The organism is Fulvivirga sp. M361 (assembly GCF_007097395.1).
Classification (GTDB): domain Bacteria; phylum Bacteroidota; class Bacteroidia; order Cytophagales; family Cyclobacteriaceae; genus Fulvivirga.
In genome coordinates this window covers 11,880-36,168 of the sequence record NZ_VKDC01000048.1, presented here as the reverse complement: position 1 = coordinate 36,168, position 24,289 = coordinate 11,880, and the positions used below count along the sequence as shown (strand labels likewise).

The 24,289-nt window shown below is 44.0% G+C and carries 23 protein-coding genes; 20 read left to right on the top strand and 3 right to left on the bottom strand.

The features are described 5' to 3' along the window. The first annotated feature begins 278 nt into the window (after nucleotides 1-278). Complete coding sequence (locus FNH22_RS29130) at nucleotides 279-530, top strand: hypothetical protein (RefSeq protein WP_143402052.1); 252 nt, start codon at nucleotides 279-281, stop codon at nucleotides 528-530. A gap of 56 nt (nucleotides 531-586) precedes the next feature. Here FNH22_RS29130 and FNH22_RS33010 read toward each other — a convergent pair whose 3' ends face one another. The 3 genes from FNH22_RS33010 to FNH22_RS29115 all read right to left on the bottom strand — a co-directional run bounded on the left by FNH22_RS33010 (nucleotide 587) and on the right by FNH22_RS29115 (nucleotide 1,483). Next, complete coding sequence (locus FNH22_RS33010; protein WP_370513205.1) at nucleotides 587-730, bottom strand: type II toxin-antitoxin system RelE/ParE family toxin; 144 nt, start codon at nucleotides 728-730, stop codon at nucleotides 587-589. 133 nt (nucleotides 731-863) lie between these two features. Continuing rightward, a complete protein-coding gene (locus FNH22_RS29120) occupies nucleotides 864-1,154 on the bottom strand; it encodes a type II toxin-antitoxin system ParD family antitoxin (RefSeq protein ID WP_221420378.1) in 291 nt (96 codons plus the stop codon). A gap of 116 nt (nucleotides 1,155-1,270) precedes the next feature. Beyond that, nucleotides 1,271-1,483 carry a transposase family protein gene (locus tag FNH22_RS29115; protein ID WP_143402051.1) on the bottom strand — a complete coding sequence of 71 codons (213 nt, stop codon included), beginning with the start codon at nucleotides 1,481-1,483 and terminating at the stop codon, nucleotides 1,271-1,273. 100 nt (nucleotides 1,484-1,583) lie between these two features. Here FNH22_RS29115 and FNH22_RS29110 point away from each other — a divergent pair, with 100 nt between their 5' ends. The 19 genes from FNH22_RS29110 (at nucleotide 1,584) to FNH22_RS29020 (ending at nucleotide 24,226) form a co-directional block, all read left to right on the top strand. Further along, nucleotides 1,584-2,813 (top strand): DUF4856 domain-containing protein, encoded by a 1,230-nt coding sequence (locus FNH22_RS29110; protein ID WP_143402050.1) that lies wholly within the window; start codon nucleotides 1,584-1,586, stop codon nucleotides 2,811-2,813. Between the two features lie 31 nt (nucleotides 2,814-2,844). Continuing rightward, nucleotides 2,845-3,954, top strand: a complete 1,110-nt coding sequence (locus tag FNH22_RS29105; protein ID WP_255518183.1) for an imelysin family protein — start codon at nucleotides 2,845-2,847, stop codon at nucleotides 3,952-3,954. Continuing rightward, nucleotides 3,954-5,318, top strand: coding sequence for an HTTM domain-containing protein (locus tag FNH22_RS29100; RefSeq protein WP_143402049.1), 1,365 nt, complete (start codon nucleotides 3,954-3,956; stop codon nucleotides 5,316-5,318). Before FNH22_RS29105 ends, FNH22_RS29100 begins: the two co-directional genes overlap by 1 nt. Beyond that, nucleotides 5,299-7,770 (top strand): TonB-dependent receptor, encoded by a 2,472-nt coding sequence (locus FNH22_RS29095; RefSeq protein ID WP_143402048.1) that lies wholly within the window; start codon nucleotides 5,299-5,301, stop codon nucleotides 7,768-7,770. Before FNH22_RS29100 ends, FNH22_RS29095 begins: the two co-directional genes overlap by 20 nt. A 49-nt stretch (nucleotides 7,771-7,819) precedes the next feature. Then, nucleotides 7,820-8,398 (top strand): TetR/AcrR family transcriptional regulator, encoded by a 579-nt coding sequence (locus tag FNH22_RS29090; protein WP_185154482.1) that lies wholly within the window; start codon nucleotides 7,820-7,822, stop codon nucleotides 8,396-8,398. Between the two features lie 54 nt (nucleotides 8,399-8,452). Beyond that, on the top strand, nucleotides 8,453-9,517 hold the full coding sequence (locus FNH22_RS29085) for a 2Fe-2S iron-sulfur cluster-binding protein (RefSeq protein WP_143402046.1): 1,065 nt from the start codon (nucleotides 8,453-8,455) through the stop codon (nucleotides 9,515-9,517). 24 nt (nucleotides 9,518-9,541) lie between these two features. After that, entirely contained in the window at nucleotides 9,542-10,492 is a 951-nt protein-coding gene (gene paaA / locus FNH22_RS29080; RefSeq protein WP_255518182.1) for a 1,2-phenylacetyl-CoA epoxidase subunit PaaA, read from the top strand. A gap of 57 nt (nucleotides 10,493-10,549) precedes the next feature. Then, nucleotides 10,550-10,837 carry a 1,2-phenylacetyl-CoA epoxidase subunit PaaB gene (gene paaB / locus FNH22_RS29075; RefSeq protein ID WP_143402044.1) on the top strand — a complete coding sequence of 96 codons (288 nt, stop codon included), beginning with the start codon at nucleotides 10,550-10,552 and terminating at the stop codon, nucleotides 10,835-10,837. Then, nucleotides 10,838-11,590 (top strand): 1,2-phenylacetyl-CoA epoxidase subunit PaaC, encoded by a 753-nt coding sequence (paaC, locus tag FNH22_RS29070; protein WP_143402043.1) that lies wholly within the window; start codon nucleotides 10,838-10,840, stop codon nucleotides 11,588-11,590. It abuts the gene before it with no gap. Next, the gene (gene paaD / locus FNH22_RS29065) at nucleotides 11,584-12,087 is read left to right on the top strand and encodes a 1,2-phenylacetyl-CoA epoxidase subunit PaaD (protein ID WP_143402042.1); all 504 of its coding nucleotides are present in this window, start codon (nucleotides 11,584-11,586) and stop codon (nucleotides 12,085-12,087) included. The genes paaC and paaD overlap by 7 nt, the downstream gene beginning before the upstream one ends. A gap of 48 nt (nucleotides 12,088-12,135) precedes the next feature. Further along, nucleotides 12,136-12,915 (top strand): enoyl-CoA hydratase-related protein, encoded by a 780-nt coding sequence (locus tag FNH22_RS29060; protein ID WP_143402041.1) that lies wholly within the window; start codon nucleotides 12,136-12,138, stop codon nucleotides 12,913-12,915. A 4-nt stretch (nucleotides 12,916-12,919) separates the two neighbouring features. Continuing rightward, entirely contained in the window at nucleotides 12,920-14,134 is a 1,215-nt protein-coding gene (locus FNH22_RS29055) for a 3-hydroxyacyl-CoA dehydrogenase NAD-binding domain-containing protein (RefSeq protein ID WP_143402040.1), read from the top strand. A 12-nt stretch (nucleotides 14,135-14,146) separates the two neighbouring features. After that, on the top strand, nucleotides 14,147-14,572 hold the full coding sequence (locus tag FNH22_RS29050; protein WP_143402039.1) for a hotdog fold thioesterase: 426 nt from the start codon (nucleotides 14,147-14,149) through the stop codon (nucleotides 14,570-14,572). Between the two features lie 7 nt (nucleotides 14,573-14,579). Then, on the top strand, nucleotides 14,580-15,785 hold the full coding sequence (gene pcaF, locus FNH22_RS29045; protein WP_143402038.1) for a 3-oxoadipyl-CoA thiolase: 1,206 nt from the start codon (nucleotides 14,580-14,582) through the stop codon (nucleotides 15,783-15,785). A 36-nt stretch (nucleotides 15,786-15,821) separates the two neighbouring features. Beyond that, nucleotides 15,822-18,320, top strand: coding sequence for a phenylacetic acid degradation bifunctional protein PaaZ (gene paaZ / locus FNH22_RS29040; RefSeq protein WP_143402037.1), 2,499 nt, complete (start codon nucleotides 15,822-15,824; stop codon nucleotides 18,318-18,320). Between the two features lie 64 nt (nucleotides 18,321-18,384). Then, nucleotides 18,385-19,137, top strand: coding sequence for an enoyl-CoA hydratase/isomerase family protein (locus FNH22_RS29035; RefSeq protein WP_143402036.1), 753 nt, complete (start codon nucleotides 18,385-18,387; stop codon nucleotides 19,135-19,137). A 241-nt stretch (nucleotides 19,138-19,378) separates the two neighbouring features. Further along, nucleotides 19,379-19,954 carry an RNA polymerase sigma factor gene (locus FNH22_RS29030; RefSeq protein ID WP_185154481.1) on the top strand — a complete coding sequence of 192 codons (576 nt, stop codon included), beginning with the start codon at nucleotides 19,379-19,381 and terminating at the stop codon, nucleotides 19,952-19,954. 132 nt (nucleotides 19,955-20,086) lie between these two features. Beyond that, entirely contained in the window at nucleotides 20,087-21,232 is a 1,146-nt protein-coding gene (locus FNH22_RS29025; protein ID WP_143402034.1) for a FecR family protein, read from the top strand. A 132-nt stretch (nucleotides 21,233-21,364) separates the two neighbouring features. Further along, nucleotides 21,365-24,226, top strand: coding sequence for a TonB-dependent receptor (locus tag FNH22_RS29020; protein WP_185154480.1), 2,862 nt, complete (start codon nucleotides 21,365-21,367; stop codon nucleotides 24,224-24,226). The last annotated feature ends 63 nt before the right edge of the window (nucleotides 24,227-24,289 follow it).

Sequence of the window (24,289 nt, the reverse complement as noted above, 5' to 3'; positions counted from 1 at the left end):
AATCAATATGTTATTTTCTCAAAGATTATCTGAAATATCTTCAGGGGTGGCTAAACAACTCCTCAGTACATTCTATGTTTTATCTAAAATCAGATTTCTTAACCCAATGAATAATGCGGGTTAACATAGTCGCTCCGCCAGCGCACAGATACATCTGCATGGCCACGCTGTTCCAAACGACTATTAATTGTTTTACCTACACACTTTCGGAATCACACTTCATTTTATTTGCCATGATTCTTGGAGGTGTATGTTATCGAGTTAGGATACAATCTAATTTGGCTAGAACGAAAAGTTTCATTCGAGGTCAATTAGAAGAATTAAAAGAAGAGATCAAGAATCTTGAAAGTCTCCAAACGGAAGCAACATCTGAAAAGCAAAAGCTTATAGCGTTAAAAACTGCGTTGGCAGAATATGAGAATGGAAACACCTTAAAAATGATACGAAGAATCCGCATCCATTTGCCATTCTCACATGCCTCTCAATGGCAAAAACGACAAAAAAGTGCTCTGATTTTCGAGGGCTGGTAAACGATTGGGATTTGAGAAATATTGTATGGTGAGTAGGGATTGCAAATATGATATTTTCATAGATGCCGCTGGTAATCCATACTATGATGCAATACACGAATGATTAAAATGTCAGGATCGCTGTTCAGATAAAAAACCATATGGGACTTATAAGTAAATCTTTTTAATGAACGTGAAAATTCTGATGCATCCCGGCCAATATCAGGATTTTTAATTCAGGTCTGAAATAAGTCATGCATCCCTAACAAATAGTTTTGCGCCTGTAAAATTCCGAACTTTTCAATTCCATATTCATAAACACCAGCAATGTCGTTTTCACTTTCTGTTGAAAGTCTATAAACGCCCATCTTTCTTCATTCGTTCTTCTACCTCTTTCATAATATCAGGAATATTGTTTTCGCTTATTCCACTGTCCAGACCTTTTTGGATAGCAGCTTTTAAGGCTAAAAACTTGGCATTTTTAGATTGATCCTGGCGGACAAGGTATCGCAAATACTCACTATCGTTGGTAAATTCTCCAGCTTCTATTTGAGCCTTGATCCACTTATCCTGTTGATCTGTGAAAGTAACAGTTTTTCTAATAGTTCCCATTTTTCTGAGCTCATCTATGGATTCAATAATCATACTATTGGTGTAATATAACTCATTTGCGTGATTGCAAACAAAACTCTTCCTGTGGAAATTTTCCTATTCACAGCTTCCACACCCATTTACTATTCCCTCTGGCCCTTTGCAGCACACTACCACCTAAAATTATGAGAGGAGAACTCTAGACCATTATCCACCCGGATCATTTGAGGTAAGCCCTGTTCTTCCTCTAAGTATTGTAACGTTCTGATCACAAGATTTGAAGGAAGACTTAAGTCTATTTCAATAGCCAAGGCTTCTCGATTAAAATCATCGTTGATGTTAAGTACGCTAAGCTTTCGGCCGTCTTGCATAGCTCTCATCATTTTATTTAAAATTAATCTAAATAAACTTTGAGCATTTAGGCGCCGCTTATATATTTGCATCAACTATTTTTAATCAGTCTAAATAATATCAAACACTCCAATGTATAAGTTAAACGCTCTCATTTGTCTTTCACTCATCTTATTTTCAGCCTGTTCTGACGATGACAATGGCCCCTCAGTAACCGCTCCTGACACCTTCACCTTTGAAAGAGACGGTCAAAGTTCTGTTTCTTTCAGTGGACAGACTACCCGGATCTTAATGGGGGAAGAGTTGATCAGTGCTATGAAAGACTTTGAAAGCTCAACACTTGAATTACTGGAGATGTATAAAAATGAAACCGCAGACGGTGGAGATGCTAATCCATTTGGTAATGAGGACCTGAATGGTTCTGACAAGAGTATTCGAAGCAAAACGGCCGCTTCACGTGATTTCTTTTCTGCCAATACCATAGAAGCCAGTCAAATTAAAGAAGATTTTGAACAATGGATAGAAAAACAGGTAGGTGAAGTCTTCCCCAATGAGCTCACCGTAGCAGCGCCTGGTACAGCAGGTCAAATTGCTGATGGCAGTTCAACACGTTTTGTTAATGCCAATGGGTTAGAATATAACCAATTGGTCAACAAATCGTTGATCGGTGCACTGATGCTGGATCAGGCACTCAACAATTACCTTGGGACCGCCGTCTTGGATGAAGCGGATAACCGCTCTGAAAATGACGCCGATATAGTAGCAGATGGTAAAAATTATACCACCATGGAGCACAAGTGGGATGAGGCTTACGGATACCTGTACGGTACTTCTGCAAGTACAGCTAATCCTAATGCCACTATTGGTGAGGATGACAGCTTTCTGAATAAATATGTTGGTCGCGTAGAAAACGATGCCGATTTCACAGGAATAGCCGATGATATATTTAACGCTTTCAAATTAGGACGCGCAGCCATCGTTGCCAAAGACTACACGTTAAGGGACCAGCAGGCTGATATTATTAAAGAAAAACTTTCCGAAGTTATTGCAATACGCGCCGTTTATTATCTGCAACAGGGAAAAATGGCTTTACCGGATGACCGAAACAATACAGCCGCATATGGAACGACTTTTCATGATCTGTCCGAAGGGTACGGATTTATTTATAGCTTACGCTTTACAAGACGTCCGGGAAGCGATGCCCCATACTTTACAAAAGCTGAGGTAGACGGCTTTTTAGAAGATCTTTTAGGAGATGGGCAAAATGGTTTATGGGATGTTACCGATGCTACACTAGATGCTTTGTCTGAGGCCATTGCCGCTAAGTTTAATTTCACAGTAGAACAAGCAGGAGAATCATAAGTAGACCATTAACAAAATATTGAAGAACGTAATGATAAGACGGATAGTATTTGGTTTGACACTGGTAATGGGTGCCTGGGCGTGCAGTAGCGACGATTCTCCCGGGTCCGGATCAGATGGTTTTGATCGATCGGCATTATTGATCAACTGGGCGGATAACATTATCATTCCAGCCTACGAAGCATATGCAGCATCATTGGCAAAGCTGACCACCGCAGAAAATCAATTTACAATCAACTTATCGGTCCAAAACCTGGAAGAGCTTCGAACTGCCTGGCTGGAAGCTTACATCGCCTGGCAGCATGTTTCCATGTTTGAGATAGGAAAAGCAGAGGAATTGACCTTAAGAGATTTTACGAATATTTTCCCGGCAAATGCAGCGGAAATTGAGTCCAGTATTTCTTCCGGGGTTCCTCCTTTTAACCTAGAACTACCGTCGTCACGGGATGAGCAAGGCTTTCCGGCATTGGATTATCTGCTTTTTGGGATTGCCGATAATGATGAGGATATTGTAGACCAATTTAGACAAGATGCAAAGTACGGTATTTACTTAAGCCAGGTGGTTACACGCCTGAATAGTTTGACCAATGAAGTACTTGACGACTGGAAAGATGAGTTTAGAGATGAGTTTGTAGAGAACAACGGATCCACCGCAGGCAGTTCGGTAAACAAGTTGGTCAATGACTATATGTTTTACTATGAAAAAGCACTTCGCGCAGGTAAAATAGGCATCCCGGCCGGGGTATTTTCCACTTCTCCTCTAAGCGACCGGGTGGAAGGTCTCTATTCAAAAAAGTACTCTAAAGTATTGTTTGAAGCAGCTTTACAGGCTACGATAGATTTTTTCAATGGCAAGCATTTTGACGGTGCCGGTACCGGACCCGGCTTAAATACGTATCTGGCCTTCCTGAATACGATCACTGAAGGAGAAAACCTGGCTACTGCTATTAACAGCCAGTTCACTAAAGCACAAAGCACCAGCGGGTTGCTGAAAGACAGCTTTTTTGACGAGGTAGAAACCAACAATACGGCCATGCTCGGCGCTTACAATGAATTACAGGCTGTTGTTCCTTTAATGAAAGTAGACATGTTCACAGCCCTCAATATACGCGTAGACTTTGTAGACGCTGACGGTGACTGATGCCATGGATTAACACATATCTCCATAATACCACGAAGGCTGCACCACTTGCGGCCTTTCGTATTTTTTTTGGAGCCATGATGTTTTTGAGCATCGTTCGTTTCTGGAGCTATGGGTGGATCGAAAAATTCTACATCGAACCAAAGTTCTTCTTTTCCTACTATGGGTTTGAATTCGTCAAACCGCTGGGAGAATATACCTACCTGTTATTCATCTTATGCGGACTGTCAGCATTGGCGGTATGCCTGGGATATCGCTATCGACTGGCCATCATAACCTTCTTCCTGAGCTTTACCTACATTGAGTTAATGGATAAAACCACTTATCTCAATCACTACTATTTCATCAGCCTCCTGAGCTTTTTAATGATCTTCCTGCCTGCCAATGCTTACTTTTCATTAGATGCTAAGCGCAACCCGGGAATAGCCTTCCAATACATTCCCTCCTGGTCTGTAGATGCCATAAAACTCCTCCTTGGCATAGTTTATTTCTATGCAGGACTGGCAAAATTAAACTCGGATTGGCTCATAGAAGCCATGCCTTTAAAACTATGGCTACCTTCCAGCTACGACCTGCCTTTACTGGGAGCGCTTTTGCAAAAAACCTGGGTCATCTACCTGTTCAGCTGGAGTGGCGCAGTCTATGACCTCTGTATCCCCTTTCTGCTCCTATGGAACAAAACCCGATGGATGGCCTTTGCTTTGGTTGTTACCTTTCATGTACTTACCGGCGCTCTTTTCCCCATTGGCATGTTCCCGTACATCATGATTGTAAGCACCACCATCTTTTTCAACCCGGACCTGCACGAGCGTTTTCTGGCAGGTTTGGCAAAATTATGCCGCACCCGGAAACAGGTATTTGACAATGGACGAAAAATGACCACAAAACTGATAACTGCCGGTCGCCCGAAATTAACGGTATTGGTCGTTTTCTTTATGCTACAACTGATTTTTCCCTTCAGGCATCTGGCATATCCCGGGGAGTTGTTCTGGACTGAAGAAGGCTACCGGTTTTCCTGGCGCGTCATGCTGATGGAAAAAGTGGGTTACGCGCACTTTAAAATTGTAGATGGTGTAACTGAGCATCAGTTTTATATAGATAATACTGATTTTCTTACACCTTTGCAGGAAAAACAAATGGCCACCCAGCCGGACTTCGTGATACAGTACGCCCATTTCTTGAAAGAACATTGCGAAAAGCAGGGATACCAGCAGGTGCAGGTATATACTGATAGTTACGTAGCCCTCAACGGCCGCAGGAACCAGCCCTTTATTGACCCCAAAGTAAACCTGGCGGCATTACACGATTCTTTTCAACACAAAAACTGGATATTACCATTCAACGATGAAATTAAAGGTCTGTAGTCTGCTGTTGTTTTTTGCATTTACCTATGCTCCGCTTTTGGCCCAATTTGAACTATCAGGTCTGGTGCTGGACGCTAACACAGATCAGCCTATCGGCAATGCAGAAGTATTCAACAACACTACCAAAGAGCTTAAACGGACCAACTCAAAAGGTGAATTCCGTTTTACACAATTAGAAAAGGGGGACTATTTTCTCACTGTCTTTGCCATAGGATACAATCCGTTAAAACAACAAGTCTCCATCTTTCAGGACCAAACGCTAAAAATAGCACTGACCCCTTTCAGCAATGAGCTTTCGGAGGTGGTCATCCGACGTCAAAAAGAAGAGCTATTCGGCTTGAGCAGACTCAACCCTGTAGAGGGCACTGCTATTTATGCGGGTAAAAAATCAGAAGTAGTCTTGCTGGACAATGCCGTAGGAAACTTTGCGGCTAATAATGCGCGCCAGATCTATTCGCAGGTGGTTGGGCTGAACATTTACGAAAATAACGATGCCGGTCTGCAATTGAATATCGGGGGGCGTGGATTAGACCCCAACCGAACAGCTAACTTTAATACCCGTCAAAGTGGCTATGATATTAGTGCAGATGTACTGGGCTACCCCGAAAGTTATTATACTCCGCCTGCAGAGGCTTTGAGTGAAATACAGGTCATACGCGGCGCTGCCTCACTTCAATATGGCTCACAGTTTGGCGGATTGATCAATTTTAAATTCAAAAAGCCACATGCTACTAAAAAAATAGAGCTGTTGTCACGCCAGTCTGTGGGGTCTTTTGGGCTCTTTACCAGCTTCAATAGTATGTCAGGCACAACGGGTAAGTTCAGCTACTACACCTATTTTAATTACAAACGGGGGGACGGTTTCCGGCCTAATTCGGCTTTTGATTCTTACAATTATTTCGGTTCATTTAATTATGCACTGAATACTAATACTTCGCTGACGCTGGAAACTACTTACCTGCACTATCTCGCCCAGCAGGCAGGTGGACTTACGGACACCCAATTTGAGCAAAACATTAACCAAAGTAACAGGGAAAGAAACTGGTTCGAGGTAGATTGGAGACTTGTGGCATTGAAACTGAAACACAAATTCTCAACCCGTACAGACTTCAGCTTAAATGTATTTGGCCTTGATGCCGAAAGAAATGCACTGGGCTTCAGGGGCGACCCACAACGCCCCGAAAGGAATCCTATTACAGAAATAGATGACTCAGAAGCTTTCACAAGAGATCTGATAAAAGATGAATTTAATAATTGGGGGGCTGAAGCGCGTTTGCTCACACGCTATGAATTATCCGGAAAAAAAGCCGTTTTTCTGATAGGTTCTAAATATTACCGTGCTAACAATGCCTCACGGCAAGGGCCCGGTAGCAATGCTTTTGATGATGATTTTTCTTTTCGCAACAGTGAGTTTCCCTCCTACCCGCATCAGTCCGGTTTCGATTTCCCGAACACTAATATTGCCGTGTTCGGAGAAAACATCTTCTTTCTGAATGATAAGCTGTCCATAACTCCCGGTTTCCGGTTTGAACATATCAAAACAGCTTCGGAAGGTCAGTATACAGAAGTAGGGTTTGATCGTGCCGGTAACGAGATATTACGACAGGACACTACGGATAATCGTGATTTCAATCGATCCTTCATCCTGTTGGGACTTGGCACCAGTTATCGGCAATCGCAGGGGTTAGAGTTTTATGCAAATCTCTCTCAAAACTACCGGTCCGTAACCTTTAGCGACATCCGGGTAGTCAACCCTACCTTTATTGTCGATCCGGAAATTGAGGACGAAAATGGTGCTACAGGTGATTTCGGCATACGCGGTAAATGGCAAAAAAACCTGTCTTACGATATTGGCGGCTTTTCATTGTTTTATAATGACAGAATTGGTACGATACTGGTTCAGGAAGGTGAAAATAAGGGAGACAGAGTCAGAAAAAATATAGGCGATGCCATCATTTATGGTTTTGAAATGTTCCTGGATTGGAATGCAGTGAATTTCCTAAGCCTCAATGAAGATCAATTTCGACTAAATCCATTCATTAATATCGCCCTGACCCGATCAGAATATCTGAATAGTGAAGACAATAATGTCAAGGGGCGCCAGGTAGAGTTTATCCCTTCCGTAAACCTTAAAACAGGTGTAAGTTTTGGTTATAAAAATTTCATGGGCAGCCTGCAATACACTTATCTCTCAGAACAATATACCGACGCGCAAAACACACCGCGGCCGGAAGAAGGAGATAGTCGTGAAGGCATCATTGGCAGTATTCCTGCCTACAGCATCCTAGATCTCTCAGCCTCTTATAAAATCGGAAAATTCAGAGTAGAAGCGGGAATCAATAACCTTATGGATGAAAAGTACTTCACCAGACGTGCCACAGGCTACCCCGGTCCTGGTATTATCCCTTCAGACCCCAGGTCATTCTACACTACCTTACAGTTTAAATGGTAGAACAAAGACACAGTCAAACGCATTTTCTTATATTCGCTTTACAACGAATATGATATCCAAAGATCTATCACGTAAAGAGTCCATCCAACGCATAGGTTCCAACCTGTTTAGAAAACACGGTTACACCACTACCTCAATGCAGGACATTGCCAGTGAAATCGGCATTAAACCAGCCAGTTTATACAACCATATCAAGTCAAAACATGAAATACTGGTCCACTTGCTGATGCAAGGCGCTAACCTGTTCGTGGACGGTATGCAGGAAATAAAGTCATCCTCGCTCCGATCCATAGAAAAATTAGAGCGCCTGATCGGACTGCACGTACACCTTTCGGTAGAACACACCGATCTCATGGCACTGATGATGGTAGAATGGAGACACCTGGAAAATCCGGAACGTGAACAGTATGCCGCACTCCGTGAAAACTATGAAGCTAATTTCAGGAACATTTTGGTACAGGCCATGCAGGAGGGAGATATCCGGGAAATAGATACGGAAATTGCGCTTTTCTCCATTTTAACTACATTGCAACGGTTCTATTCCTGGTACGACAAACATTCCGACTTAAATTCTCTTGATCTTGAGAAGCACCTGATCCAGTGTCTCTTAGGCGGCATACGGGTGTAATTATTTTGGAAGTCTAACTAATGATCGTTAGTTTTATGCTAATCATTATTAGTTATGAAATTTTATCCACTAGAAATAAGTGATCTTGAAAAGACCACCGACGAGTGTACTATCGTCACCATGAAGGTAAATGAAGACCTTCAGGACACCTTTAAATACACCCAGGGTCAATACCTCACTTTTAAAGCTTTAGTTGAGGGTGAAGAACTTCGCAGGTCTTATTCATTATGCTCGAGTCCTTTGGACAAAGAGTGGAAAATTGGCGTAAAGAAAATACAGGACGGAAGATTTTCCTCTTTTGTAAACGACCATCTGAAAGTAGGTGATACGTTGGAAGTTGCTCCGCCTGCCGGCCGGTTTTTTGTGGAGATCAACGCTACCAAACCCAGACACATTGTAGCCTTTGCAGCCGGTAGTGGTATTACACCAATGCTCTCCATCATCAAAACACACCTAACGCAGGAGCCGGATACCAGCATCCAGCTATTTTATCTCAATAGAACGGTCTCTTCCATCATACTCAGGGAAGAACTGGAAGCGCTGAAAAACCTGCATATGGAACGATTTGAACTATTTCATATCCTTGACGAAGAACAACGTAACGTACACTTATTGAACGGCAGGTTGGATGAAGAAAAATTAAAGCAACTGTTTAACAACGGTTTGTGTGATAAAGAAGAAATAGACGAAGTATTCATATGCGGACCACAACCCTTGATCTTTGCCATCAAAGACTTTTTAACCTCGGAAGGGATAAATGAGAAGAAGATCCATTTTGAACTCTTCGGCACACCGGTTACCGCTAAAAGCAAAAAAGCAGACAATAAATTCAAGGGTAAAATGGCTGACGTTACGATCCATGAAGGGGGTAAAACACTGACATTTAAAGTTCCGCAGGGAGAAGGTAACATTCTGGACAGCGCTTTGAACAATTCAGCGGACCTGCCGTTTGCCTGTAAAGGAGGGGTTTGCTGTACATGCAAGGCAAAATTAGTCGAAGGTTCGGTAGATATGTTAGTCAATTATGCACTGGAGGGTGAGGAGGTGAAAGATGGATTCATATTAACCTGCCAGTCAATACCCACCTCGGACAAGGTAGTAGTAAACTTTGACGTTTAAGAAAATTAGTAAAAAATGAGCGCAATGGATATCAAGAGTTTAGAAGAGCGATTTAACGAGAGAATAGACGCAGGCGAAAGCATCGAAGCGAAAGACTGGATGCCTGAGAAATATCGTAAAACACATATACGGCAGATCTCGCAACATGCACATTCTGAAGTAGTAGGAATGCTCCCGGAAGGGAACTGGATTACCAGAACCCCGACTTTGAGAAGAAAAGTAGCCTTGCTAGCCAAAGTACAGGACGAGGCCGGTCATGGATTATACCTGTACAGTGCCGCTGAAACATTGGGCATCACACGTGATGAAATGATGGAACAATTGAATTCCGGCAAAGCCAAGTATTCCAGCATCTTCAATTACCCTACCCTAAGTTGGGCAGATATTGGGGCAATCGGCTGGCTGGTAGACGGAGCTGCTATCATCAACCAGGTGATGCTTACCCGTACTTCCTTCGGTCCGTATGCCAGGGCGATGGTAAGAATCTGTAAAGAAGAAAGCTTCCACCAGCGTCAGGGCTATGAGATCATGTTAACCCTTGCCAATGGAACGCCGGAGCAAAAAGAAATGGCTCAGGATGCCCTGAACCGATGGTGGTGGCCCTCCTTAATGATGTTTGGCCCGCGTGATGAAGATTCACCTAATACGGCACAGTCGGTACGCTGGAAGATCAAACGAAAGACCAATGATGAATTAAGACAACAGTTTGTGGATAATACCGTGCCTCAGGCAGACTACATTGGTTTAACGATCCCCGATCAAGACCTTAAATGGAATGAAGAGAAAGGTCACTATGATTTCGGCCCTATCGACTGGGACGAATTCTGGCAGGTAGTAAATGGCAATGGTATCTGTAATAAGGAAAGGTTGAAGGCAAGGAACGATGCATGGGACAATGGCGAATGGGTAAGAGATGCAGCTATTGCACATGCAGAAAAGCGGCAGAATAATAAGGTAGTAAAGAAAAGCGCATAAACTGCTTACTGGATATTGTTAATGAGCAACTGGTTATTAGTCAAACAAGCTTAAAAGATGAAAAAGAAAGAATGGCCTTTATTTGAGGTGTTTATCAGAAGTAAAAACGGCCTGGAACATCGTCATGTGGGCAGTTTACATGCTGCAGACAGTGATATGGCAATGGAAAATGCCCGTGACGTTTACACCAGGAGAGCGGAAGGTGTTAGTATATGGGTAGTGGAATCCAGGCATATCATGGCTTCCAACCCTGAGCATAATGGCGAGCTGTTTGAGCCTGCACAGGACAAAGTATATCGCCATCCCACATTTTATGACCTACCTGACGAATTAAAGCATATTTAAATGAACAACAAGTTATACGAATACCTGCTTATGTTGGGGGACAACTCTATGATACTGGGACACCGGTTATCAGAGTTGTGCGGACATGGCCCAAACCTGGAAACCGATATTGCATTGACAAACATCTCCCTGGACCTGTTTGGGCAGGTAAGAAGTTATTTTCAATATGCCGCTGAGGTAAAAGGCGGGGAATTTACCGAAGATACAATTGCTTTCTTACGTAAAGACCGTGAATATCGACATGTACTGCTGGTTGAGCAACCCAATGAAGATTTCGGACATGTCATCGGGCGTCAATTCCTGTACGACAGCTACCACTTACCTCTACTCAAACAACTCACAGAAAGTAAAGATGAAACTATCGCTGCCATAGCGCATAAATCGGTGAAAGAAGCCCGTTATCATTTACGGTTTTCTTCCGAATGGGTAAAAAGACTGGGTGATGGCACGGACGAAAGCCATCAACGTATGCAAAAGGCCATAGAACACCTCTACCCTTTCATTTTTGAGCTTTTCCAGGAAACCGATATAGAAAAAGAAATGAAAGAGCTAAAGATAGGTGCGGACCTTTCTCGTATTAAAGAGGAAAGCATGACGACCATCGGAGAAGTGCTGGCCGACGCTACTTTAAAAATCCCTGAAAGTGCTCCAAGAATGGCGAAAGGCAAAACGGGTATTCATTCCGAGCATCTCGGATTCATATTATCAGACCTTCAATACATGCAACGGGCTTATCCGGACATGCAGTGGTAGAGTCATCGCCACATATAGAAAATAAACAAGTAGAGCAAGCGCTCTGGCAGGTTTCCGATCCTGAAATCCCGGTGTTGTCTGTCATGGATATGGGAGTGATCAGAAAGGTCAACATAGAAGGTAATAAGGTGTATATAGACATCACCCCTACCTACTCCGGATGTCCGGCTATGGATACCATTGCAGATGATATCACAAAGGCCGTACAAAAGGAAGGATTCGAAGTGAAAGTGAAGCTCGTATTATCACCCGCCTGGACTACCGATTGGATCACTGCACGCGGCAGGCAACAACTGGAAGAATATGGCATTGCCTCACCCCTAAGTGCTGAGCTGGATAAGCAGGCACTACTGGAAGGGGGGCGAATAGTGAAATGTACGAATTGCGGATCTACCAATACACGCATGGTCAGTCAGTTCGGATCTACCGCCTGCAAGGCCCTTTTCCAGTGCGAAGACTGCCTGGAGCCCTTTGATTACTTCAAATGCCTTAAGTAACTTCAATCATAATCCACTTCAATCCACCAATAAAAACTGACACCATTTATGGACCCCATACTCTTCAGCATTGAGCAAAACATAGCCACTATAACATTAAACCGGCCGGAAGCTTTTAACAGTGTAAATGCGGCATTAGCTCATGCTTTGATCAAAGCACTGGATCAATGCGCAAAAGAGGACGAGGTACGCGCTATTATTCTTACGGGAAACGGAAAGGCTTTTTGCGCCGGTCAGGATCTGAAAGAAGTTACTTCACCTGACCTTAACCCAGGCTTTGAAGTGCTTATGACCGAGCACTATGAGCCCATATTATTCCGGTTAAGAAGCATAGAAAAACCGATAATAGCCGCTGTCAACGGTGTGGCTGCGGGCGCCGGGGCTAACTTCGCTTTGGCTTGCGATATTGTAGTAGCGTCAGAGACTGCCAGCTTTATACAGGCATTCAGCGCCATAGGCTTGATCCCTGACAGCGGAGGTACTTTTACATTACCAAGAACAGTAGGTATGGCAAAGGCCAGTGCATTGGCCATGTTAGGCGATAAAGTTCCTGCACAAGAAGCAGAACGAATAGGCATGATATATAAGTACTTTCCACAAGATACTTTTGAACAGGAAGTGCAACAAATAGCGGCTAAACTGGCCAAAATGCCTACCAAAGGATTAGGTCTGACCAAAAGGGCATTCAATGCCTCACTTGGCCATACCTTTGAAGAACAAATGAAGTTAGAAACGACATTACAATTAAAAGCCGCTTCCACGGAAGATTACTCGGAAGGAGTTAGCGCATTTGTAGAAAAGAGAAAGCCCGTTTTTAAAGGAAAATAAAACCATGAGTAACACAAACATCAACGATGGATTGAAACCTTTAACTGTGGGTGTGATCGGTGGTGGCACCATGGGTAGTGGTATTGCTCAGATTGCAGCCACTTCCGGATGCCGGACACTGGTATTTGACAGCAGCCCTGAAGCTTTAAAAAACAGTGCTCATACGTTAGAAAAAGTACTGGCCCGACTGGTTGAAAAGGAGAAAATAACGGAAGAAAAAAAGCACTCTGTTATAAATAACATTCAATATATCAATGAATTAAATCATTTCACTTCAAGTAACCTCATCATTGAAGCGATCATTGAAGATGCGAACATAAAAAAGGGGGTTTTTAGTGAATTAGAACAATATGTTTCGGACGATTGTATACTGGCTTCCAATACCTCTTCCCTATCCGTAACATCTTTAGCAGCGGCCCTGAAAAAGCCGGAGCGTTTTATCGGGATACATTTCTTTAATCCGGCTCCATTGATGAAACTGGTAGAAATAGTCCCTGCCATTCAAACCAGTAATAAGATCGCTGAAAAAACACGGAATTTGATCAATAGCTGGGGAAAACTTACTGTAATGGCTAAGGATACTCCCGGGTTTATTGTCAATAAAGTAGCCCGACCGTTCTACAGTGAGGCCCTCAGGATATACGAAGAAGGCATTGCCGACTTCGCCACTATCGACTGGTCAATGAAAGAACTAGGGGGCTTCCGTATGGGGCCTTTCGAGTTAATGGATTTTATAGGAAATGACGTCAATTATACGGTAACGGAAACCGTGTTCAACGCCTTCTATTACGACCCCCGATACAAGCCGTCCTTCACACAAAAAAGACTGACGGAAGCGGGTTATCTTGGAAGAAAAAGTGGGCGCGGGTATTATGAGTATGCCGAAGGCAAGACCTCACCTGGTCCTGACCAGGACCATGCACTTGGGGAACTTATCTTACAGCGCATATTGGCCATGCTCATCAATGAAGCCGCTGACACGGTACATATGGGTATCGCAAGTAAAGAGGACATTGATATCGCCATGACTACGGGAGTAAACTACCCTAAAGGCTTACTCCATTGGGCAGATGAGATCGGTATCCTTACTTGTGTAAACCGAATGGACGAGTTATATGAGTTATACCACGAAGACCGCTATCGTTGCAGTGGACTTTTACGTCAGATGGCAAGGGAAGAAAAGTTGTTTTTTGAAAACAGTACGGTAATTAACGACTAACTGCACAAATTCATGACTCACCAGGCCAAAGCTGTTTATGACCATATGATGGAAACCGACTATTGCAGTCAATGGATGGGGATAACGCCTATCCACATAGAAGAAGGTCATTGTAAAATACAAATGACGGTAAAAAAAGAGATGCTGAACGGTTTCGGCATCCTGCACGGCGGTATGGCCTATGCCTTTGCGGATAGTGCTTTTGCATTTGCTTCCAATTCATACGGCAGAGTCTCTGTCTCCATTCAAGGCTCCATGAATTTCTCGAAGTCGGCCAAAGAGGGTGATATCCTGATAGCAGAAGCAAAGTCACTCAATATCACTCACAAAACTGCCGATTTTGACGTACTGGTATCGCATAAGGAAACCGGAGAGCAGTACTATTTTTTCAGAGGCACTGTATACCGGTCGAGTAAAGAAGTTTTAAATATAAAATAGATCAACCTTGAAAGAAGCTTTCATCATAGATGGTGTCCGGACACCTATTGGCAATTTTACCGGAATGTTATCCACAGTAAGGACAGATGACCTGGGTGCCCTGGTTATCTCAGAACTGATCAAAAAAAACCCTGCCATTCCCGGCGAAGCTTACGAAGATGTGATCATGGGATGTGCTAACCAGGCAGGTGAAGATAACAGGAACGTGGCCCGTATGTGCCTGTTGTTAGCGGGTATGCCATGGTCGGTGCCCGGAGAAACGGTAAACCGCTTATGTTCTTCAGGGTTGGCTGCTGTCATTCATGCCGGCAGAGCTATCAAAACAGGTGAAGGAGACCTGTTTATCGCCGGTGGTGTGGAAAACATGACCAGGGGACCGTGGGTGATCTCAAAAACATCCAAACCGTTTGGCCGGGACGCTCAAATGTACGACAGCAGTTTCGGATGGCGTTTTATCAACCCAAAAATGAAAGAGTTATACGGTACAGACGGCATGGGTGAGACGGCTGAAAACCTCGTAGACTTATACCACATCAGCCGTGAAGACCAGGACCGGTTTGCTTATCACTCGCAAATGAAAGCTTCTGCTGCAAAAGACAATGGCCGCCTGGCAAAAGAAATTGTACCGGTAGAGATCCAGCAAAGGAAAGCTGATCCCATCGTATTTGATCAGGATGAGTTCATTAAGCCGGGTAGTACCCTGGAAGTACTGGCAAAGCTACGTCCTGCATTTCGTAAAGGCGGCTCGGTAACCGCAGGAAACTCTTCCGGGCTGAACGATGGAGCTGCAGCAACGCTAATTGCCTCAGAAACAGCCGTTGAGAAATACAGCCTTAAACCTATGGCCAGGATCGTAAGCGCCGCTGTGGCAGGTGTCGAACCCAGGATAATGGGGATCGGTCCGGTAGAAGCTTCCAATAAAGCGCTCAGACGTGCCGGGATCACCATGGACCAGGTAGACATCATTGAGTTAAATGAAGCGTTTGCGGCACAAAGTCTCGCGTGTATCAGGGCCTGGGGCCTGAAAGATGACGACCCAAGAATCAATCCCAATGGTGGTGCTATCGCCATCGGTCACCCCTTGGGAGTAACCGGTGCCAGAATCTGTTATTCCGCGGCATTAGAGCTTCAATTGCAACAGAAAAAATATGCCCTGGTCACCATGTGTGTAGGTGTCGGACAGGGCTATGCTGCTATATTAGAACGTGTTTAAACTATAGTCAACGAACGATAAGATCAACAAACTGCTATGACCAGACTAGAAAATTTTGCTTGTGGAAAATGGGTTGCTCCTGAAGGAGAAGGCACTCCACAGTATAATGCCATTTCAGGTGACATGATTGCCCTATGTGGCAGTGAAGGGCTTTCCTTTGAAGCTATGGCTGAATATGGTCGGAATGTAGGAAACGTCAACCTCCGTAAAATGACCTTCCAGGAGCGCGGTATGATGCTCAAAAAACTGGCTTTATTCCTTAATAAAAAAAGGCGGGACTACTACCCTGTCAGCTACCAGAGCGGAGCTACCAAGGCCGATAGCTGGATAGACATTGACGGTGGTATCGGCACGCTCTTCGCCTACGCAAGTCTACGCAAGCAATTTCCCAATACCCCCTTTCACGTAGATGGCGAGTTAGCCAACTTATCACGTGAGGGTACATTCATAGGACACCACATCATGGTACCCAAGCGGGGTGTAGCCGTTCATATCAATGCGTTCAACTTCCCTATCTGGGGTATGCTGGAAAAATGTGCGGTAAATTGGTTAGCTGGAATGCCTGCCATCGTTAAAGCAGCAGAACCTACCTCCTATCTTACCCAGGCCATGGTAAAAGATATCATAGACTCCGGAATACTTCCGGAAGGAGCTTTACAGTTGGTCTGCGGGCCGGGAGAGGGCATACTCGATCCCTTAAATGAGCAGGACATCGTGACATTTACAGGATCAGCTACTACGGGTAGAATACTTAAGTCTGCTCCTAACATCATTCACAATGCGATTCCCTTTAACATGGAGGCGGACAGTCTGAATGCCGCGGTACTGGGGGAAGATGCAGTGCCCGGGACCCCGGAATTCGACCTTTTTGTTAAAGAAGTACGCAAAGAGATCACCACAAAATGCGGACAGAAATGTACGGCCATTCGCAGGATCATCGTACCTGAAAATGTAGTGGAAGATTTCCAGATCGCATTATGGCAACAGCTGAAAAAAGTGACCATAGGCAATCCTGAAAATGAAAAAGTACGCATGGGGTCACTGGTCAGCAAAGAACAGGTGGAAGAAGTAAACGCCAAAGTCAAAGAGTTAATAGAGGAATGTGAATTGGTGATCGGCGACCCTGACACATCTTCGGATGTCATCGACGCAGAATGGAGTAAAGGCGCCTTTTATTCGCCACTGGTTTTTCTGAATAAAGACCCTTTCAAAAAAACAAAAGTCCATGAGACCGAAGCATTCGGGCCGGTAAGCACTATACTTCCGTACAAAGATCTTGGCGAAGCCATTTCATTGACCCAAATGGGCAGAGGTTCCCTAGTAAGCTCTATCAGTACTTTCGATGACAGCATAGCCAGTGAATTTGCCTTGGAAGCGGCTTCTCACCATGGCAGGATACTGGTATTAAACCGGGAAAGTGCGAAGGAAAGCACCGGGCATGGATCACCTATGCCGCTGCTATCTCACGGAGGCCCCGGACGTGCCGGTGGTGGTGAGGAAATGGGAGGTACAAGAGGAGTTAAACACTACCTGCAACGTTGCGCCATTCAGGGCACCCCTACTACGCTGACCGCCATTACACAGCAATATCAACCTGGTGCTAAAGTAACAGAAACACCAAAACATCCTTTTCAATATCATTTTGAAGACATCCGGCCGGGTATGTCTGTTACTACACATAAAAGAACGGTCACCGATACTGATATTATAAACTTTGCCAACCTCACCTGGGATCATTTCTACGCACATACGGATATCACATCGCTAAAAGGCACCATCTTTGAGAAGAGGGCCGCACATGGTTATTTCCTATTGTCTGCCGGAGCCGGCTTGTTTGTTGATCCTGGCAAAGGACCGGTGGGCGCTAATTACGGACTGGACGAATGCCGCTTTATTCGCCCTATCTATCATAATGATACCATCCAGGTACGACTGACCTGCAAAGAAAAAACAGACCGGGACAGCCGGGGAAGGGAGTTTCCTTCCGGTGTGGTTAAATGGTATGAAGAAATACTGGACGAAGACGGGGAGCTGGTGGCCTTTGCCACTATTCTCACATTGGTACAAAAGAAATGCCCTTTCCATAACGTGAATAAAGCATTCATACAAGAAGGACTGGCAAAACTAACTGCTGAAGCTAAACCCAAGTGGGGTATCATGACATCACAGCACATGGTAGAGCATATTGAGTTTTTCCATTTAATGTCCATTGGTAAATACCCGACAGAGATCGCAACACCCGAAAAGTATATCGAACGTGTTCAGGACTCATTGTTTACCTATGAGCCTATGCCTAAAAACCATGTACACCCTTTAATGGAAGAAGGAAAGCTCACCGAGTTGAAGCATGCTAATCTTGAAGAAGCAAAAGATGCCCTCTTAACGGCTTATGACGCCTTTGAAGCGTATTTCAAAGAAAATCCGGACGCCAGTATGCCCAATACCGTTTTCGGTATGCTGGATAAAGAATTATGGGACCTCCTGAACAGAAAGCACTATCATCATCATTTTCAGCAATTTGGATTGATAAACTAATCTAAATGAATACCAAGTTAAATAACTGAAAATCAATTAATTATAAATTAACAACCAAGTATTAATGGAAGCATACGTTACCCGTCATGATTCTCCTGAAGGCATCACAGAAATAGAATTTTTTCATCCGGCACACAATTCTTTGCCCGGTACCATTCTCAAGAAATTAGCGGATACCATTACATCCTGTGGAGAGGATGACAGTGTGTCTGTCATTATACTTAAAAGCGGTGGTGACCGTACCTTTTGCGCCGGGGCCAGTTTCGACGAACTCGTACATATTGATGACTTTGAAACAGGTAAAAAGTTCTTCATGGGTTTTGCACAAGTGATCAATGCATGTCGTCGCTGCCCAAAGCTTGTCATAGGTCGTGTTCAGGGTAAAGCCGTAGGTGGCGGAGTTGGAATAGCTGCCACGGTGGATTACTGCATGGCTACTAAATTTGCGAGTGTAAAACTAAGTGAACTTAATGTAGGTATCGGCCCGTTTGTAGTTGGACCTGCAGTAGAACGCAAAATCGGCCTTTCCGCTATGAGTCAAATGACGATAAATGCGGATAATTTCTATCCGGCAGAATGGGCGCGAAGCCAAGGGTTATTTGCAGATGTTTTCGAAGATATTACGTCATTAGATACTGCTGTAATGAAATTGGCAAAATACCTTGTGGCCACGAACCCCGAAGCGCGTTCGGCACTGAAGGAAGTATTCTGGCAAGGGTATGAACATTGGGACCGGTTACTGGAAGAAAGAGCGGCTATGAGTGGAAAACTGGTATTATCCGCATTTACCAAGAAAGCATTGAAAAACTACAAGTAGGCATAAATTTATTTGAACAAGCCCGGCGTGTCATGGGACAGCTGTTAACCCCTGGAGTAACCAGAGGAAATTAATGAATTAACCGCTGAAAACCAGCGTAATGAAGTCCTTCAGGTGATAGGTATTCGATCCATTCATTAAGTAATGCAGCATAGACTTGCATATGACAGGCCCGTGCTAAATAACAATTGGCTAACAATTAAGAAATTTTAAATTTATATTTAAGAATAACTTTAACCTATTGACCACAGATCAAAACATAGTGATCCGTAACCTCAAAAAAGGTGACGAAGCCTGCTTTTGCGCAGTGTTTAATGAATATTATGGCCCCCTTGTGCGATTTGCCAACTCTTATCTGCTGGACCATACGGAAGCCGAAGATGTGGTTCAAAGTACCTTTATCCGTATATGGGAAAAAGCAGATCGGTTAAAAATTAACTTGTCACTGGATGCCTACCTGTTTGCCAGTGTAAAAAACAGCTGCCTTAACCGGTTAAAAAAGATCCGGGTAAGAGACCAAAATGATTTACTGTTTATTGAAGGGTTGATCAACTACTACACTGAAAGTAATCGCATTGATCTTAACCTGGAAGAACAACTTCGTGAGGCCATCCAAAAGCTACCCAGGCAGGTCCGTGAGATCATTCAATTAAAATATTCTCAAAATAAGAAAATCTCTGAGATCTCCGAGATCTTAAATATTTCCGAAAATACAATTAAAACACAACTACAGCGAGGGAAGTCTAAACTCAAAATGGAAATGAGAATTTCGAATAAGGCCCTTACTTTATTGCTTATCCTAAACATACCTTTTTAATCTTTTTTAGCTGATTTACAGTAGAAAGCATGGTTTTTTCATTCCTTAAAAAAATAAAACCACACTTTTTAAGAAGATTTTAGAATTTTTTGTCACCCGTTTTCGATAGGTAATTGTCATCACAATAACCTTATGGAAAAGATTGACATAGACATCGAGATCATTTGGAGGAAAATTCATTCTTCCATCAGCAAGTCAGAAGAGCAGCAACTGGCTGACTGGATAGGTAAGCATCCTGAGAACAAGAAGTATTATGAACGTGTGGTAGCTTATCATAAACAAAAGCATCCTCCCCAAACCTTATCTACTGAAGAAGCCTGGAAAAAGATCAACCGGCAAATAGTAAAGACCAAACCCGGGAAAAAGGCCAAACGCAAATGGTATTATGCGGCAGCCGTCAGCCTGGCCCTGGCAACACTGGCTACGTATTTCACCCTCAGCCCCCCCAGACCTGATCTACCGGTCCGGCAGCAATCCCGGATCGTTCCCGGTTCAAGTAAAGCGACTTTGATCATGGCGGATGGCCGTACCGTGGCATTGGAAGGAAATCCCCTTAACCTAATGGACGATAGTGTCTCTATAGCTTCAGACGGTGAACAACTGGTCTACAGCGAATCCAATAGTCGTGAAGCCTTGTACCGTAAAAACACATTGGTGGTGCCCAGAGGTGGGAAATATGCCCTATTACTGGCAGACGGTACCCAGGTAGTACTAAACTCTGAAACTACACTAACATACCCTGTAAGTTTTGGCAGAAAGAATAGAAGGGTACAGCTGAAAGGAGAAGCCTTTTTCGATGTCAGAGAGGATCCTGAGCGACCTTTCGAGGTAATTACGGAAGACCAGGTAGTTTCTGTTTTAGGAACTCAGTTCACTATATCCTCTTACGATGAAAAGAACATTGCCACCACATTAATGGAAGGCAGTGTAAAAGTAGATGATGCGATAGCCGATCAAACCACCTATCTGGTCCCGGGAGAACAGGCATTATTCAACAAGTTAACCGGGGGGATCAGCAAACAAGTTGTGGATATTGAGTCGCACATGGGTTGGGTAGAAGACCTGTTTGTATTCGATCATCAGGACCTGGGTGAAATCATGTCTACCCTCGCGCGCTGGTATGATGTGGATGTATTCTTTGAAAATACGGAGGTAAGCAAAGTCAGGCTTACGGGAGAAATTGAGCGCTATGAAAATATTGGAAGCGTTTTGAAGCTTATTGAGAAAACCGAGGTGGTAAAATTTGAAATAAAAAACCGGACGATAATAGTAAAATAAATGATATAAAAATGAAGAAGGGAGTGCTGCAACACCCCCTTTCAAACACATGTTCAACCTAAAAATGAGAAACATATGCTGCATTGTTCTACTAAGTTACGCACAAAATCAGGATCCAAATCCATTCGCGTTATGAAAATAACCCTGGTACTACTCACCTTAGTACTTGTTGAGGCCTCAGCAGGTTCCCTGTATTCACAGGAAACCAGGCTTGACCTTTCTATTGAAAACCAAAGCTTTCGGAAAATAATCCGTGAGATCAGGAAGCAAAGTGAATTTAACTTTGTTTACCAAAGCAAGATCTTTGAAAACATACCTGCTTTCAGTATTAATGTGAAACAGGCAAGCGTGGAGGAAGTACTGGATAAACTCATCATTTCCTATGGCCTGGAGTATGAAATAGAAGATCGTACCATCGTTATCAGGAAAGCCAAAATACCGGCAAAAGTAAAACAGGAGATTACAGGACAAGTAAGAGAGAAAGATACGGGAGCGCCGATTGTAGGCGCTTCTGTATTGATCAAAGGAACTACCCTGGGTACCACCACTGATGCGAATGGTAGTTTCATACTGGATGTTGACCCAGGCGCCATATTGGTGATCTCTTACCTGGGCTTTAAAACTATGGAAGTTTCTGCCAGCGGAAACCTGTCTATAGCGCTGGAGGAAGATATCTCAACATTACGGTCCCTGGTATTTGTAGGGTCACGTGGAGAACCCCGAAGTGTTATTGAGTCTCCGGTCCCTATCGATAATATTGATGCCGGTAGTATGACGCAAAGTGGTCAGACTAACCTGGAACAGATCATTAACTACCGCATTCCTTCATTCAACGCTTCCAACCAAACCATTTCCGATGCTACGGCTCACTTTGATCCCTCGGAACTGCGCAACCTGGGGCCTTCGAGAACCCTGGTATTGATCAATGGCAAAAGAAAAAATCAGAGCGCCCTGGTCTATGTAAACGATACACCCGGAAAAGGAGAAGTAGGTACTGACCTGAAAAGTATTCCCACGGCATCTATAGAACGGGTGGAAGTACTTAGAGATGGGGCAGCGGCACAATATGGTTCGGATGCCATTGCCGGTGTGATCAACATTATTTTAAAAGAGCGTGTGACCGGAGAAGCTTCGCTTTCATCAGGAGTCACTACGCAAGGAGACGGTTTCACCTATGACGCTGCTGTCAATAAAGGCTTTAAAATAGGCCAAAAAGGGTACCTCAATCTGACTGGGAATTTCTATCACCAGGATTATACGAACCGGGCCGGAGAACCCGGCAGTGATGCACTTTTTGGTCAGGACGGCTCGGACCCTTTTATACAGCAAAATCCTGACCTGGGTATGATCGTCGGCCAACCGGAATATGACAAAGCCACATTATACGCCAACTTCGGCCACTCTTATGCCGGAGATGCAGGCAAGCTCTATGTTTTTGGAGGTTATACCTTCAGAGATGGTAAGTCATTCGCATTGTACAGGCCTCCTTACTGGATCACCGATGATTTCGGCCTATTGACCCCTGAAGGAGGAACCTATAACGGGTTTCAGCCTACGTTTGAAACAAGGATCAACGATTACACTTTTACCATTGGAAATAAATACAAGTTTGGCGGCTGGAATACCGATGTAAGCCTTACCTCCGGAACCAATGATGTAGACTACACCATAGGCAATACGATCAACCCCTCCCTGGGAGCAGCCAGCCCTACGGAATTTGATGCAGGAGCGTACAGGTTCAGCACCCTTTTGGGCAATATTGACATTTCAAGGAAAATGAATGACGTTAGCATATACTTTGGGTCTGAGATCCGAAGCGAAGTATTTGAGGTCACCGCCGGGCAGCCTGAGTCTTATGTTGACGGGGGAGCACAGTCTTTTCCCGGTTTACAGCCCTCTAACGCTCTGGAAGAAAACAGAAGCAATGTGGGAGTATATGCCGGTCTTGATTTTGATGCTACCGATAATTTCCTAGTAGGTGGCGCTGTACGTTTTGAAAATTATTCTGACTTCGGGAGTAATTTTTCATGGAAGATAAATGCCAGACAATTATTTGCCAGTGGTAATGGAGCTGTAAGAGCTTCGGTCAGCACAGGGTTTCGCGCACCTTCATTACATCAGATCTATTTAAGCAATGTGCAAACGCTGGTGTCTGCCGGCACCATATCTAACCAGGGTACATTTAATAATGTAAGCCCGGTCATCCGTGCCCTGGGTGTCCCCGAACTGGATGCAGAAACCTCATTGAATTTTTCAGCAGGAGTAACTTATAAGATCACTCCCAACCTATCCATCACTGCTGATTATTATAACATCAGCATAGATGATCGGGTCCTTTTCACGGGTGAAATAGGAAGCGATGCAGACACCACTACGGTCAATGTGGTGGAACAAATACTGATAGACAATGACGTAACAAGTATTAAATTTTTTGTTAACGCACTCGACACCAGAACACAAGGTGCAGACATCATACTCGACTATACCGGGATACCCATTGGGGCCACAGGGACATTGAATATAACGTCCTCTACCAATTTCAATGAAACATCCATTGAAGGTTCTATCGATGCTCCGGGAGCGATCGGTGAACAGGGATATGATATCTTCAATAGAAAAGAACAATCCAGGGTAACTACTGCCAGGCCAAATTTCAAAACACTCTTAGGCATGGCGCTTACCATGGGCAAAATAGGTGTTACCCTCAATAATACCTATTTCGGAGAAGTAACCTGGGACCATGCCGATGATCCGGCCCTTGACCAGACATTTGCCGGAAAAGTGATTACAGACCTGCTTATCAATTATGATATCAACGACCGGTTTTCCGTAAACTTCACAGCAAATAACCTGTTGGATGTTTACCCTGACGAGATCGACACCAAAGGCGACGTTGTTACCGACCTGGGGGGACGTTTCAGGTACCCATGGGAAGTAAATCAATTCGGTTTCAACGGAACAACGTTAAAAATAGGAGCTAACTTTAGATTCTAGCCATAAACTGTATTAAACCCGTATTATGCTTTAAGGTCCGGGTCAAAGCGTCAAAAGAGGCCC